9 protein-coding genes and 2 pseudogenes are annotated in these 14,126 nt (G+C 59.3%); 8 read left to right on the forward strand and 3 right to left on the reverse strand.

All coding sequences use genetic code 11. The features are described from left to right. Nucleotides 1-204: 204 nt before the first annotated feature. Genes AAGS40_RS27345 through AAGS40_RS27360 form a run of 4 tightly spaced genes read left to right on the forward strand, consistent with a single transcriptional unit; the run spans nucleotide 205 to nucleotide 4,496 of the window. The gene (locus AAGS40_RS27345; RefSeq protein WP_345816694.1) at nucleotides 205-840 is read left to right on the forward strand and encodes a hypothetical protein; all 636 of its coding nucleotides are present in this window, start codon (nucleotides 205-207) and stop codon (nucleotides 838-840) included. Next, nucleotides 837-2,822, forward strand: coding sequence for an integrase (locus AAGS40_RS27350; protein WP_345816695.1), 1,986 nt, complete (start codon nucleotides 837-839; stop codon nucleotides 2,820-2,822). Before AAGS40_RS27345 ends, AAGS40_RS27350 begins: the two co-directional genes overlap by 4 nt. A gap of 38 nt (nucleotides 2,823-2,860) precedes the next feature. Further along, nucleotides 2,861-3,838, forward strand: a complete 978-nt coding sequence (locus AAGS40_RS27355; RefSeq protein ID WP_345816696.1) for an ATP-binding protein — start codon at nucleotides 2,861-2,863, stop codon at nucleotides 3,836-3,838. Then, nucleotides 3,807-4,496: a hypothetical protein gene (locus AAGS40_RS27360; RefSeq protein ID WP_345816697.1), complete on the forward strand. Its 690-nt coding sequence runs from the start codon at nucleotides 3,807-3,809 to the stop codon at nucleotides 4,494-4,496. The genes AAGS40_RS27355 and AAGS40_RS27360 overlap by 32 nt, the downstream gene beginning before the upstream one ends. A 138-nt stretch (nucleotides 4,497-4,634) precedes the next feature. On the opposite strand, the gene AAGS40_RS27365 is transcribed toward AAGS40_RS27360, so the two are convergent. The 3 genes from AAGS40_RS27365 to AAGS40_RS27375 all read right to left on the reverse strand — a co-directional run bounded on the left by AAGS40_RS27365 (nucleotide 4,635) and on the right by AAGS40_RS27375 (nucleotide 7,777). Then, on the reverse strand, nucleotides 4,635-5,579 hold the full coding sequence (locus AAGS40_RS27365) for a cation diffusion facilitator family transporter (RefSeq protein WP_345816698.1): 945 nt from the start codon (nucleotides 5,577-5,579) through the stop codon (nucleotides 4,635-4,637). A gap of 274 nt (nucleotides 5,580-5,853) precedes the next feature. After that, nucleotides 5,854-7,515: an NRAMP family divalent metal transporter gene (locus AAGS40_RS27370; RefSeq protein ID WP_345816699.1), complete on the reverse strand. Its 1,662-nt coding sequence runs from the start codon at nucleotides 7,513-7,515 to the stop codon at nucleotides 5,854-5,856. Between the two features lie 112 nt (nucleotides 7,516-7,627). Beyond that, the gene (locus tag AAGS40_RS27375) at nucleotides 7,628-7,777 is read right to left on the reverse strand and encodes a hypothetical protein (protein ID WP_176290464.1); all 150 of its coding nucleotides are present in this window, start codon (nucleotides 7,775-7,777) and stop codon (nucleotides 7,628-7,630) included. Nucleotides 7,778-9,347: 1,570 nt separating this feature from the next. On the opposite strand from AAGS40_RS27375, the gene AAGS40_RS27380 reads away from it, so the two are divergent. The 4 genes and pseudogenes from AAGS40_RS27380 (at nucleotide 9,348) to AAGS40_RS27395 (ending at nucleotide 13,708) form a co-directional block, all read left to right on the forward strand. Then, complete coding sequence (locus AAGS40_RS27380) at nucleotides 9,348-10,784, forward strand: carbohydrate porin (RefSeq protein WP_345817608.1); 1,437 nt, start codon at nucleotides 9,348-9,350, stop codon at nucleotides 10,782-10,784. A 133-nt stretch (nucleotides 10,785-10,917) separates the two neighbouring features. Further along, a pseudogene (locus tag AAGS40_RS27385) lies at nucleotides 10,918-11,037 on the forward strand (DUF1289 domain-containing protein); the annotation flags it as partial. Nucleotides 11,038-11,359: 322 nt separating this feature from the next. Then, a pseudogene (locus AAGS40_RS27390) lies at nucleotides 11,360-11,554 on the forward strand (transcriptional regulator GlcC); the annotation flags it as partial. Between the two features lie 411 nt (nucleotides 11,555-11,965). Then, the gene (locus AAGS40_RS27395) at nucleotides 11,966-13,708 is read left to right on the forward strand and encodes a tannase/feruloyl esterase family alpha/beta hydrolase (RefSeq protein WP_345816700.1); all 1,743 of its coding nucleotides are present in this window, start codon (nucleotides 11,966-11,968) and stop codon (nucleotides 13,706-13,708) included. Nucleotides 13,709-14,126 lie beyond the last annotated feature (418 nt).

Consider the following 14,126-nt stretch of genomic DNA (forward strand, 5'->3'; position numbering starts at 1 on the left):
GTCACAACTCATGGCCTCACGGTTGCCGTAAAACGAAGGAAAGTTGTCACTGCACCGTGCTCGCGGGGGCGAAGGTTTAGCCATTGAATTGACGACATTGCTTCGTTAACTGGCGAAGTAAAGTCGTCACTTCGCGTTAGCGCGAATTAAAATTGTCAACTCACGTTCGTCCTAGACCATGAAATCCTCAGGCAGGTGGTCCACATGGTCGACGTTTTGCGAAGCTTCGAGCCGCTCACGCTGCCGCGTCCTCGCGGCGCGCACCGTTATGACGTCTTCAGTCCGAAACTAGGGCGACGTCTGACGCTGTACAGGCGCAGCGCTTTCGAAGCATGGCTGATGCTCGAAGCGGATCCTGCGGCAAAGTCATTCTGTGAACGGCCTGGCTTCATGGCAGTCGACGGGCAACGCTGTGTCGTCGACTTCTGGGCAAGGTCTGATGACCATGAATGCTTGGTAGTACTATCGGAGCCGACACCGGCGACGGATTGCCTGCGGAGTCGTCTTGACTTCGACCCAGAAGCCTTCGCCGTGCGGCACATTGATGCAGCCGAAAGGGCAGCTGCGCGTGTGTGGACCGGAAACTGGCAGCGTATGCTACCCGTACTCGTCGCCGCGCGCGGCCTCGTCATGCCTTCGCTGCGGGGCGCGATCGAGCGCTTCGTCGTGTCATCTCAATCGCTGATGACGATAGAGCGTGAGTTCTCGACTGGCGACCCCGCGCTCATCCGCGCAGCTGTCTTCGAACTGTTGCACTGCGGTCGCATCAAGGCGCTGGAGCTACACACTGAAAGCCTGTCGTTTCTGACGCGCTTTGTTGCGGTCCAGGCCAAATCATGAGCCGCCGTAGACCCGAATTCCAGACACTGGATCTCGCCTCGTGGCCGACCATCGCATGGACAGAACTCGACGCCACCGGGCGTAGTCGCGTCCAGAAGCATATCGACGCCATTGAGCGTTATGCTAAAGATGAGACTATTGGAAGTATTGAGGCCGTAACTGGAGTCAACCGCAAACAGCTCTACCGGTTTCTCGACAGGGCACTCTCGCTGCATGCCGACGGGCGGATATATGGCTTTCGTGCGCTTGTCGTTCATGCCCGCGTGACGGAATACACACGCCTGCTGCCCGTGACCAAGTGCGGCGAACGGGGCGGTGCCGTGGCTGCGCTTTCGCTACTGTTTGAGTGTTATCCCATGCTCGCTGCGTGGCTCGTGCTGCAGATCAGACAGCGCCGCGTGACACTCAAGCAGATACCTTCGAACGACGGCATCCGGATCCGGCTGCACGGTTTGCGAGCCCTGCACGAAAGATTTCTGCAAGAGTGCAGGCAACTGGGCTTGACGGCCGCCGATTATCCGTTCAACACCGCGGGGCGGGCGATCCGGTCGCTGTCCTCGCGGGTGAAGGCGGAGCTTTTGCGTGGTTTTGGAATGGTAGCGGCTGCTGCCGGCGCATCGCACCTGAAGGGACTACCCCGAACCGACGATGTGCCTGCTCCCGCAGCGACGCGGCCGTATCAGGTCGTCGAATTCGATGGTCACCGGCTCGATGTGCGGCTGAAGGTTGTCATTCGTGATCCGCTCGGATTCGAGCATGAGTTTGAAATCGAGCGGGTGTGGCTGCTAATGATCATCGACGTATGCACGCGCGTGGTGCTCGGTCATCACCTGGCGCTGACCCGCGAATACAGTCGTTACGATGTGATCAAGACGATCGAGAACGCGCTCGAACCTCGGCCAGTGCGCGCCTTCACCATCCCCGGACTTGCCTGCCAACCGCAGGACGGTTTCGCGTCACAGCGCCTGCCCGAGCTTGCCTACGTCAGCTGGGAGTGCATACGACTCGACAATGCGAAGGCGAATCTCGCTGGTGAAACGCTGGCTGCACTCTGTGAGTTCGTTGGTTGCGTCGTCAGTGCAGGACCGAAACACAGTCCGGACGAGCGCCCGTATATCGAGCGCTTCTTTGGCACAATCGCCAGCAGGCTGTCCTCACGCCTCCCAGGCTACACGGGCTCCCATCCTCGTGACCTGCGCCGCGCGCTGGCCGACCCAAAACGTGACCTCCGCCTGTATGTGTCGCTTGATGAACTGGACGAGTTGATCACTTATTCGATTGCAAGCTACCACGGCACGCCTCACAGTGGGCTGAATGGCGCGACGCCGCTCGAAGCGATGGAATTCTTTGTTCGTGGAAGAGTGCAATTGCTGGCTTGGTTGCCCGAGGTGCGCAGACGTACGTTATGCCTGATGCAATCCGCGCGGCACTGCCGGGTGCGCGGCTATCTTGCGCTCGGCGTCCGTCCTCACATCAACCTGTTCGGCGTGCGCTATACCAACGTGGTCCTTGCCAGCAGCGCCCAGCTGATTGGCCAATCGCTCCGCGTCTACATCAATGCTGACGATCTGCGCTGCGTACGTGCGTTCCTCGCTGATGGCAGCGAGGTCGGTGTCCTTGATGCACAAGGTGCGTGGCGTGTGATGCCGCACAACCTGACCTTGCGCAGGGAAATACTGAAGGCTAGAAGTGGCAGGGGCTCGGCCCACTTGCCATCTGAAAATCCGATTGACGCCTACGTACGGACCAAGGTCGCCGCAGCAAGCAGGTCTCGTAGGGCGGCCTCAGATGCAGCGCGGACGCTGCGCCTTCTCGCAAACGCACCAACGGCTAGAACACCGCCAGGGCCGCCAGGATCAGATGCAATTCCAGCAACACCGTCAGCGGAAACAGCGAAGGGGACCGACGTGGTCGCCGATACAGCACCCGTCGAACCGGTTCGTCCGCGCACGCTTGGTATCGGAACGGGGCAGGTCTTTTAACAGGTAGTACTGACAGGTGGTACCCACAGGAGGGAGGCATGTCGCTTCAGGTCTCGCGTCCAGTCGATCCGTCGCTGCACCCGCTCGTCACTGGAAACTATCGGATTGCCACACCGGCTATAGAATCATTCTACGAACTCGTCGTAAGCTGTCTTCGCTACCGTGTGACGGGCGCGCTCATCTACGGCGCTCCGAGGATCGGCAAGACGCGTTCGATAGAATACGTGCGGCTGCTGCTTGTCAGGGAATATCCCAAAGTGACGAGCTATCACGCGCGGTGCGAGCACAAGCCGCGGCACGCTGAAGGGCCATTCTTTTCAAACCTGCTGGAAGCTGTTGGCGATCATGATCCGAACGCGGGCACGAACCCCGCGAAACGCATGCGACTATCGTTGCGGATCCGGGAAGCGGCTGCTCGCGCTGGCAGCGGGACGGTTCTGCTCTTTTGTGATGAGGCGCAGCGCTACAACGAAAACGAATATGAGTGGCTGAGGGATGTACACGATGCACTCGACCGCCAGCAGATCAAGCTGTTCACGTTCCTCGTTGGTCAGGAGGAGCTGCTCGCCCAGAAGAGCGCGCTGCAGATCGCCGGCAAGACGCAGATCGTCGCGCGCCTGATGGTCGAAGAACTTGCCTTCCATGGCATCCGCAATGCCGAAGATGTCGCCACGTGTCTGAACGGGTACGACCAGACTGCCTATCCGGAGGGCACGCAGTGGAGCTTCACGAGGTTTTACCTGCCTCAGGCGTTCGATGCAGGTTATCGACTTGTCAGCGATGCGGCCCTACTCTGGAATGCCTTCGAGGCCGCGCACCACAAGGCGACCCTGCCAGGCCGTCTCGAAATACCTATGGAATCGTTTGCGCGGGCCGTCGAGATCGTGCTCAAGGATAGCGAACTCAGGGATGTTCCGGGGTATTGTCCGGATGCCTCGTTATGGGCCCACGCTGTGCGGCACTCCGGCTATGTCCAGTCGCGCCATGCAACCGGCCGTGTGCTCGTCCATGCGTAAGGAGGCGCCCGCGCTCATTGCGCCGCGCTTTCCAATCCTCAGCCTCGAAGAGCGTCGTCTCACCCCGGCATTGGGCTTCATATTCGATGCGAGGTGGCTGTTGCCTGGTGAATCGATCGTATCGATCCTGTGGAAGTTCGCGCGTGCAAATGGACTGCCTGGGCACACACTGGTCCGGCTGATGGGTGTGGACATTGATCCATACGAAGGCGTTGAGCCGTTACGTGATGCCGTCGATCTTAAACATCTGAGGCGCATGCTGCTGTTGCCCGGCAAGGCGTTGCGCGCTTCACTCCTTGACGCTGGACAGCGGGGACGGCATCACCCGGTTTTCCGGTATTGCAGGCAATGCGCATTGCTCGGTCATCACAGCGTGACGTACCAGATGTTCAGCGAAAACCGTTGTCCCGCTCACCAACGAAAGCTCGAGACGCAATGCCATCGTTGCGGGCGGGAAACACCCTACATCCTCAACGCGAGTCTTGTGGGATCGCCGTATCGCTGTGCGCAATGCGGCGAGCTGTATGCGCGTCAATCTCCTCCTGCCTTTGCAGCGAAACCAGCGATGCGCAAGGAGCATCGTATTGCCATCGCGCGACATTTCCACAATCGCATGGCAGGCAGCTTTTGCCTTGGCAAGGATGAACGCAACCTGTAGCTCGCGGCCTCGTGGCAGGGGCGCTCGCCTCATAGATCAGAAGCTTTCCATTAATCTGCGTCACGAAACTGTCGTGCGAACTACGCAAAAACGGGTGTTGACGACTTTACTTCGTTTTTGTGACAAATTTACTTCGCTCTACGACAGGCGAAGTGCGAGGTCACGACGATTAGCATTCGTCTCTTCTGGCGCCGGTTCGCAAACGGGATCTATATGCGTCATGACGTTTAGTATGGGATGTCTCTCCATGAGTTCGCGCTGAATCACGGTCGAGATGTCGTGTGCCTCGACCAGAGACAGACCCGCATCCACTTCGAGGTGAACGTCGACCACGATCATGTCGCCCATCTTGCGCGTTCGAAGGTCGTGGAAGCCCGCGATGCCGGGCATCGCCGCCAGCGTGTCTCGAATAGCAGAGACCTCGTCGCCGTCGGCCGCGCGATCCATGAGATCGTTCAAAGCGGCCCACGCGAATTGCCAGCCCATGCGGGTCACCATAACGCCCACGACAAGCGCTGCGACAGGGTCGAGAATCGGATAGCCGAGCAGATTGCCGACAATGCCGACGGCTGCGATCAGCGACGATGCGGCATCAGAGCGCGCGTGCCAGGCATTCGCGGCCAGCATGCTCGACCGAACGCGTTTGGCAACTGCGAGCATGTAACGGAAAAGCAGTTCCTTCGCAACAAGCGCGATTAATGCAGTCCACAAGGCTGCCACGTGGACGCGCGGTATGGCCTCGTGATGGCGAAATTTCAAGACCGCGCTCCAGAGCATCCCAACGCCGACGGCAACCAGAAGCAGTCCCAGAAACAACGATGCAGCATTCTCGAAGCGTCGATGTCCGTAGGGATGCCCGTCATCAGGCCCCTTCCTGCTTTGTTGACCGGCGAAGAGAACAACAAAATCCGAAATGAGATCCAAAAGCGAATGGATGCCGTCGGATAGCAACGCTTGTGACCTCGCAACAAAGCCGATGATGATTTGCGCCAGTGAAAGGAGCAGGTTCACGCCAACGCTCACCATGGTGCTACGTTGCGCCGCTGCGTGATGCCCGTTTTCGATCGTATCTTTAGCGCTCATGAGTCTGGCTCAGAACGTCTCCAGCTATATGCGGAGACACAAAAATCAACGCGGCGAATTATCACACAACTTAACAGAAAATACTTATAAGTCTTTGATTTTTCGATAAAATAGAACGACAACGATTCGCGATCTCTTTTTCATTAATTGTCCGTGCAACAACACTGCCGCAATCAATTTAAATGGCCCAAAATGCAAAACGGGTTCGGAGCGGACTCCGAACCCGTGCGGGAAGAACGCGACGCGTACGCCTGCCCGATCCGTTCGACAGCCCTCAGTGAATGGCTATCTGCACGACCTTCACGATGACGAGACCCACTGCGACGACGAGATAGGTGCGCAGCACGCCCATCCACACGCGTGTCGACAACGTCAGGTGTTGCGGCGCAGGCAGATCTTCGAGCGGCGCCATGCGCCACGTGTTGCGCAACTCCTTGAGAGCTGGTTTGTTGAGCGCCGAGGCATCCTCAGCGACGGCCGTACTGCGCGCCTTGCGCGAGAGTTCCACCGCGGCGTACACGGCTGCCGCAAGCCCGCATCCGCCCACGAGAATCTTGAGAATCGCCGCGCCGCTGATATCCGGATAAACAGTGGCGGCCGTCAGGATGATCGAGAGCACGACGAGGACGGCGATCACGGCGCCCGTAAATACGTTCAGCTTCCTGGAGTTCACCCACGGGCCGAGCACAGCCTTGTCATTGCACAACAGCAGCAGGAACACCGTAGCGCTCGGCAGCAGCACGCCGGCCAGCGTCTGCACCGCCTCCGTCAAGAGGCCAAGCGGGCTGCCTGGGATCAGCACGAGGGCGGCCGCGAGCGCGATGATGCCGAAGTAGACGAGATAGAAGCCCTTCGCGTCGAGCACGCTGCGGTGCAGCGAGTGCTTGACCTTGAAGACATCGCCAATCGCATAGGCCGTCGAGAGCGAGACGGCGGCCGCGCCGATGATCGACGCGTCGAGCAGCGCGACGGCGAAGATCGTGGCCGACGTCTCTCCGACATACTTGTGCAGGCCGGCGATCACGCCACCTGCATCGGTGAAGTTACCGAACTCGGGTCTGCCGTCGAACAGCGCAGCCGTGAAGGCCATCATCGCCACGGCGCCGACAATAACGAACGCGATACCGATCCAGAGGTCCGCCTTTTCGTACTTCATGAAGCGCGGCGTGATGCGCTTGTCGATCACGTAGCTCTGCTGGAAGAACAGCTGCCACGGCGCGACGGTCGTGCCGACAATGCCGATCACAAGCAGCATCACGTCGGAGAGCTTTGAATTCTTCGGCCAGGTCGGCACGAGGAAGTCGCGCGCAATGACGCTGACCGGCGGGTGGATCGAGACGAGCACCGGGATCAGCAGGAGACTCAACAAGCACAACACGATCGCGAAGCGTTCGAAGCGCCGGAAGTCGCCCGTACTGACCGCCGCCATCGTCAGCACCGCTGCAATGCAGACGCCGAGCACCTTCGAGACGCCGAGGAAGTCGAGCGCAAATGTAATGCCGATGAATTCAGTGACGATCGTGAGCGCATTGAGCAGGAAGAGATCGATGACGCTGAAGGCACCCCAGAACTTGCCGAAGCGTTCGAAGATGAGTCGCGCGTGGCCAACCCCGGTCACGGCGCCCAGGCGCAGGACCATTTCCTGGTTCACGTAGAGAACCGGCATCAGCAGCGCGAGCGTCCAAAGCAGCGACGTGCCGTAATTCTGCCCGGCCTGCGTATAGGTGCCGAACGCGCCGGCGTCGTTATCGCCGACCATGACGATGAGGCCGGGCCCAAGGATCGCGAGCAGCGTGCGCAGGCGCGCCATCCAGCTGCTACGAGGGGCCGTGTCGTGGTGGGCGATCGTGCCGAGGGCGCCCTTGATATCGCCCACGTGTGCGTCGTCGAGCGCGGCACTCCGACGTTGCGTGATGTTTGCGGGAGTAGTTGACATTTTTAGCTATTCCTTACCAATGCTGCTTGAAATCGACGATTGAGGCGTGGCCCTGCCTTGCTGCCTGCCGGTGCTGGTGCCGTGGGCAGGCAGCCGGCCACGCCGGTCCGTGTCAGCGAGCGAGCTTTTTGAGCGCCGTCCAGATAGCGGCGGCTACGCGGGCCGATACGTGCGAACGAGCGTCGAGCGCGAGCATGCCGTTGTAGTGCGTGCGAGCTTCTTCGACGTGCGGGAGTTGCGAAACGAGCAGAGCGAAGCGCATGGTGATTCCTCCAGATACTTGAAACGTGGCGCCATCGATCAGGCGTGCCTTTGTTTCACTTCACGCGGGTCGAAGTGCCCGGGCGTGAAGGAGGAACGTGCGCAGCCAGATGTCAGGCTAAGCGGCCTGCGTTCTGCGAGAACGCAAGGCGAGTCGTGCAGAAACAAGGCTCAGGGTCGGGCATCGTGAACTCCTCTGTTGCTCGGGTCCGATTCATGTATGACGGACGTGTTCAACCGCACGCCGGATCTGGCACGGTATTGCGTGCGCGAGAACGGCGTGAACGAGCGGCGTCGCGAGCCAACGGCTCGACGCGCCGAGTCGGCGTAGACGAATGTGCGCAACAACGCACGCGTCAACGACGACGGCGCAATCGAAGTGATGCGCGGGGGGACACTACGGAAGCTACTGCGGCGCGCACCGTCTGCCTGCTGGCAGGACGGCGGCTAAGGAAGAATCTAGGCGGGCGTCTTGCCGGTCAGGCAAAAAAACGATTCGAAGGTCGACTACTGCAACTGTCCAAGGCATATGCCCCTTTCGTGGAAACAGGCGAATTCTAGTGATGACGCGCGAGCCGAGTCAACGAATATTTCGAAGATTTTTCTTTCGAATCCGTTACTTCCGATGGATGCAAATCATTCACATACCTCTTCGTCTTGTACACGTGCAGCAATGACTGCTTCCCGCGAATGCATGTTGCACATGCGCGACGCCGGGCGTGCTCGTACGTCGTCCCGGATGCCATCGACGTCGCACGGGCCGGTGCGCTCAGCATCGCTATGAAAGCTACTAAGCACTACACGACAATTTCTGCTTGCGCGTTCACAGACGGCACGCATAGAATCCGCCCTGAATTACCAACAGGAGAGTCCTTCGTGGACGCAAGCTCTAGTAGTCGATCTTGTATGCCGGCCCGTGCCGGCACCCAGACTGCAATCGCACGTTAGCGACGCCGGACTTTCCTTCCCGCCGCTGACCCCGATTGCCGGGTCAGCGCGCTTCTTCCGGACCGCCCGTGCGGTCCGTCTGTAGCTCGCTCCCTTTTTGCGTAAGAACGCGGACAGCAGCGTTTGACCTGCCTGCACGCGCGTCGCTTATCGAACGTTGCCCGGCCTGTCCGGGCTTGACGGGAGTTGAATCATGCATATCGAACGCTTTCTGCGCGTCTCGCGCGCTTATCTGCGTGCGTCGCCGGCCGTCGTACCTCGCCTTGAACCCGGGCATGGCCAGCTCTGGTCGTACACAAGCGCCCGCGCATGCCACTCAGCGAAACGCGGCACCTCAGTCGCGTCCCTCTGGACGACATCACGGAGCAACGTTCCGGGTTCGTCATGGCCCGCCTGAGCTGGCTCTCGCCTTGAGCGCGCGACTTTCTCAAACTGCGGTACAGCAGCGAACTGGCACCGAACGGCCTTCCTTCATCGACATCGCTCATTCATCAATTCGATAACCAGAAGAAACCAGAATGATCTCCTTTGGCACGCGCAGAAAAAACGAAAACGGCATTGACATGCGATGCCTCCCCACTCCGGCCTCGCGCCTGAAACCCGCCTGCGCCGCTGCAGCGCTGATGATTGCCCTGGCTGCCAGTGCGGCCACTCCGGCGTACGCACAGTCCGGGTCTACGACCACAACAACTGACAACCAGAACGCCGCGCCTGCCTGGAACGCCGACGCAATACCCGCACCCAGCGAGGCCCCGGCCGCGCCGACCGGCTTCTGGGAGCGCTCGAATCTGCTTGGTGACATGGGCGGGCTGCGCACGCTGCTGGGCGACCACGGTGTCACGTTCAGCGCTCAGGAGACGAGCGAACTCTACGGTAACTTTTCCGGCGGTCTCTCGAAGGGCGCTTCGTATAACGGCGCCACGCAGTTCGGCCTCAGCGTCGATACCGACAAGGCGTTCGGCCTGAAGGGCGGCACCTTCTTCGTCGATGCCTTGCAGATCCACGGACACGGCATCACGGCGGCACGCCTGAATTCGCTGCAGGCCGTGAGCGGCGTCGAGGCCGAAGCATCGACACGCTTGTGGGAGCTCTGGTACCAGCAGGCATTCAGCGACAAGTTCGACGTCAAGGTCGGCCAGCAGAGCCTCGATCAGGAATTTATCATCAGCCAGTACGCCAGCACTTTCGCAAACGCGACGTTCGGCTGGCCCGTCCTCGCTGCCACCGACCTGCCAGCGGGCGGTCCCGCCTATCCGTTGTCATCGCTTGGCGTGCGCCTGCGGTTCAAGCCAACTGATTCGATGACGATTCTCGGCGGCATCTTCGACGGCAACCCTGCTCCTGGCAACGGCGACCCTCAGCAACTCAACGCCAGCGGCACGCAGTTCAACCTGCACAACGGCGCCATGATCATCGGCGAGGTCCAGTACGCGATCAATCAGCCGCCGGCAAGCGGTTCCGGTGCGACATCGCCGGCCGGGCTCCCGGGGACCTACAAGCTGGGCTTCTGGTACAACAACAATCGATTCGCGGACCAGCACCTCGACACAAACGGCATCTCGCTCGCGAGCTCTGCATCGAATGGCGTGCCCGCTGAGCATCGCGGCAACTTCAGTGTTTATGCTGTCGCCGACCAGATAGTGTGGCGAGCGAGTGCCGACAGCCCACAGTCGGTCGGCGTGTTCACCCGCGTGATGGGTGCGCCAGGCGATCGCAACCTGCTCGACTTCAATATCAATGCGGGGGTCGTAGTCAAAGCTCCCTTCAAGGGCCGTGACAACGACTCGGCCGGGCTCGCGCTCAGCTACGCGAACGTCAGCTCAAGTGCGAGTGCGCTCGATCGTGACATCGGAACCTTCAAGACTCCAGGCTATCCCGTACGTTCGGCGGAGACGGTGATCGAGGCGACGTACCAATATCAGGTCACACCGTGGTGGCTACTGCAGGGCGAACTCCAGTACATCTTCCATCCGGGTGGTGGCATCCCCGATCCGAATAACAACGGCGCACGCATCGGCAACGAGGCCGTGGCCGGACTGCGGACGGTGGTGACGTTCTGATGGCGTGACGTTCTGGGATGTGCTGGTCAGTCAACGAGATAGCGAACAGGCCCGGAAAAAGGTCATCCGGATGACGCGTTCGCCGCGGAAATTCTCCCGTGGTTGGCGCAATGACGTCTGCCCCGTAAGGGCCGAAGAGATCCGGGGCTGGAAGAAGATGACGGACCACCGGCATCATCAGATTCTTAACCAGAAGTCCCGGCGACAGGCGAAGGTTGCACGAGAAGCGCAGATCGCCAAGATGGAAAGGTGAGGAAAGTAGACGTGTTGCTCCATACCACTCGGTGTATCCGACGTACACCTTAATCAGGCCGTTTGAGGCGGGAGCTCGTCAACAGCGGAAACGGGTCGTCTGGCGACGTTCGTCCGCCGCTAACGTGCTTTATTTTCCGTTTTCTCAAGCGCCCCCATTCATACGGGTTCAAGCCCAACATCAGCACCACATACTTCCCGTCAGAAGGGGTCGAGCTTTCAGCGACGGCTGTTTACGAAATTAACTCGCCAGACCGGGACACGGGTTACCGCTCAGGGGAATGTAGCGTTCTTCGACTGGATTGCGGGCTGTCCGTTGACCCAACCGCGAACCGCATACACGGATGATCAACGGGCAGCATGCCCGGCTCTACGACGCGGTTACGGGGTGGTTGCCGGAACAGGCGAGGCGCGCAGCAAGCCACCATATACTCAGCGTTCGGAACGGCTTTTCGAAGATCGAGCGGGAGGAGCAGCGACTTGTGCGTTCGACAGTTCGGCTCAAAGGGTGGTCCTAGGCGACGGCGCAATCGGCGATGTGTCTAAGAGGCTAGCTTCCATCCAGCTTTTGAGCTCACAGTTCAACGAAAGAGATTCGCTTTAGTGGTTTCCGCTGGCGGTCGTGAACAAGCAGAATACCGACGATCACAGCTATCAGCGAATGGCGCCCACGCTGCGAATCTCGTTCTGCGTCCATTGCACGCGCCCGACAATGCGAATCGTTAGACATGAGTTGTCGGCGAATAGTGCGCATGAAAATGATCAAGTCAGTGAATCCTGAAAAGCTACGATAGCTGTTTAGAGGAACTCATGAGGTTTACTAATTGGTTCAAAAAATATTTCTGATTATGTTTTGAAAAATTTGCGGTCTAATTTCAGTTAGAAGTGTGTCGAAGCACTGAAAATTACCCACTATCAGGAGACTTTGCGTGAACTCTGCTGCTTCCAGCTCCCGCTTTCGGCAAGCCGTGGTTTGGCCCACGACCACCGCCGCCTTTGCACTGCTGTCCGCCTGTGGCGGCGGTAATAATGACAGCCTGACTGCGCCACCCGCTCAGGCGCCAGTAGCTGCTCTTTCAGCGGATAGCTGCGCTGCATTGAAGAGCTCGCTGGTGATTGCCGGTGTTCAGATTACCGGTGCCAGTGTGATCAACGCTACGGCATCCTCTGCCACGAGCCCGGCATTGCCGGCGCACTGCAAGATTACCGGAGCTATTGATCAACGTGTGGGTGTGGACAACCTGCCGTACGCCATCAAGTTCCAGATCCTTGCCCCCCTCGGCAACGACTGGAATAAAAAATTCCTGTTCATCGGCGGTGGTGGCTCGAACGGTGTAGTGGGAGACGGGTTGAGCGCACAAGGCGTTTCCACATCTCCGCTTTCCCGCGGCTATGCCATCCTCACCCAGGACTCTGGGCACGACAACACAGTAGATAATTTGCCAGCAAAGAGCGGTACGCGCACTTTTGGCTTCGACTTCCAGGCTCGAGTGGACAATGGCTATCGTTCCTATGACCGCGCAACCGTAGTGGCGAAGCAGATTATCAAATCTGCATATGGCCAGTCGCCTGAACATTCCTACTTCGCAGGCTGCTCCGAAGGTGGACGCGAAGCACTTATGGTGACGCAACGTTTTCCGACATACTTCGACGGCGTGGTCGCCGGTGCGCCGCAACTGGCCGCGCCATTTGCGTCGTTGGTGCGCCCTGCGCACATCCTCCAAACGTACGCCACTCTGGCGAAGAAGCAGGGCAACTACGACCGCAACGGCCTGCCATTCCTCAATAACACTTTCACGGATGCAGACCTCGCCGTACTCACCAAGGGAATCACCGCAGCATGTGATGCGCTCGATGGGGCGGTCGACGGCATTTCAAGCGATTTCCAGGCTTGTACCGCCGCGTTCGATCCGGCGAAACTGCAATGCGCTGCCGGCCAAACATCCGGTTGTCTGACGCCGGACCAAGTCACTGCGCTGAAAACGCAGATGGCAGGTATCCCCGGCGATGTGCGGTGGTATTGGGACATTGGCATGGTTCCCGGCCAATTGCGCAGCTGGTGGATCGGACCCTCCGGCGCAACGCAGAATAATGCCACTATGGGCAACTCGGCGTTCGTAACTTCGTATACGACGCCGCCACCCGCAATCGATATGGTGGCGAACAACGGGTCGGAGCCCTTCCGTTCGATGCTGAACTTCGACCTGTCCAAGGACGTATTCAGCGTTTTTACCGCAACCGACGATTTCCCGGAATCCGTTTGGAACCTAACATATGCAACGAACCCGGACCTTTCTGCATTCCGCAGTCGGGGCGGCAAGATCGTTGTGTTTCAGGGCCAAAGCGATGGCGCCTTCACAATTGATCAGACCATCGCTTATCTGCGTGACGTGGATTCGATGGCGGGCGGTACGGCATCCCAGTTCATGCGGCTTTTCGCAGTTCCGAACATGGGGCATTGCGGGGGCGGAAACGGCACGACGAGTTTTGACATGCTGCAAGCCCTGGAAAATTGGGTGGAGAAGGGACAGGCTCCGGACAGCGTGCTTGCGACGGCACCTGCAGGTACACCATGGCCTGGCCGTACACGTCCACTATGCCCGTATCCCAAGGTCGCCAGGTACAAAGGAAGCGGCAGCATCGAGGACGCGGCCAGTTTTTCGTGCCAATAACTTGGCGTCAACGCCTTTAAATCAGCCCCTTGAAATTCGTCCGGACCTGGACATGGATTAGCTGCTCGAACCAGTCCGGACGGCCGGGGTGCAAATCGATGATAAGAAAGGGACGTCCCGATCTGAGCCCGGATTAATCGTCGAGACTGATGGAAGTACGCGTCCACCTGCGTGGCATCAATGTGCCGGATTCCATGGTCCGCCGCTTTTGCAACTCTGATCTTCGGTGGCGAGTGGGCTTGCTAAAACCTCTCGACGTCACTTGGGGTTCGCTCGTCGCGCCACGATGCGATCGCGCCTGACGATCCTTATCAGTAGATCGGCTTCGCGAAGTCTCTTTGCCAATCAGATTCTGAGGCAGGCCGCTGAGCCGTTCTCGATATCAATTTGCTGTCGTCGCAAAACAGTTTGGTGTTCG

Source organism: Paraburkholderia sp. PREW-6R, from assembly GCF_039621805.1.
GTDB lineage: Bacteria > Pseudomonadota > Gammaproteobacteria > Burkholderiales > Burkholderiaceae > Paraburkholderia.

Coding starts and splice junctions, on each gene's coding strand:
- AAGS40_RS27350 (WP_345816695.1), top strand. CDS start 837: ATGAGCCGCCGTAGACCCGAATTCCAGACACTGGATCTCGCCTCGTGG.
- AAGS40_RS27370 (WP_345816699.1), bottom strand. CDS start 7,515: ATGTCAACTACTCCCGCAAACATCACGCAACGTCGGAGTGCCGCGCTC.
- AAGS40_RS27380 (WP_345817608.1), top strand. CDS start 9,348: ATGATTGCCCTGGCTGCCAGTGCGGCCACTCCGGCGTACGCACAGTCC.
- AAGS40_RS27355 (WP_345816696.1), top strand. CDS start 2,861: ATGTCGCTTCAGGTCTCGCGTCCAGTCGATCCGTCGCTGCACCCGCTC.
- AAGS40_RS27365 (WP_345816698.1), bottom strand. CDS start 5,579: ATGAGCGCTAAAGATACGATCGAAAACGGGCATCACGCAGCGGCGCAA.
- AAGS40_RS27345 (WP_345816694.1), top strand. CDS start 205: ATGGTCGACGTTTTGCGAAGCTTCGAGCCGCTCACGCTGCCGCGTCCT.
- AAGS40_RS27375 (WP_176290464.1), bottom strand. CDS start 7,777: ATGCGCTTCGCTCTGCTCGTTTCGCAACTCCCGCACGTCGAAGAAGCT.
- AAGS40_RS27360 (WP_345816697.1), top strand. CDS start 3,807: ATGCAACCGGCCGTGTGCTCGTCCATGCGTAAGGAGGCGCCCGCGCTC.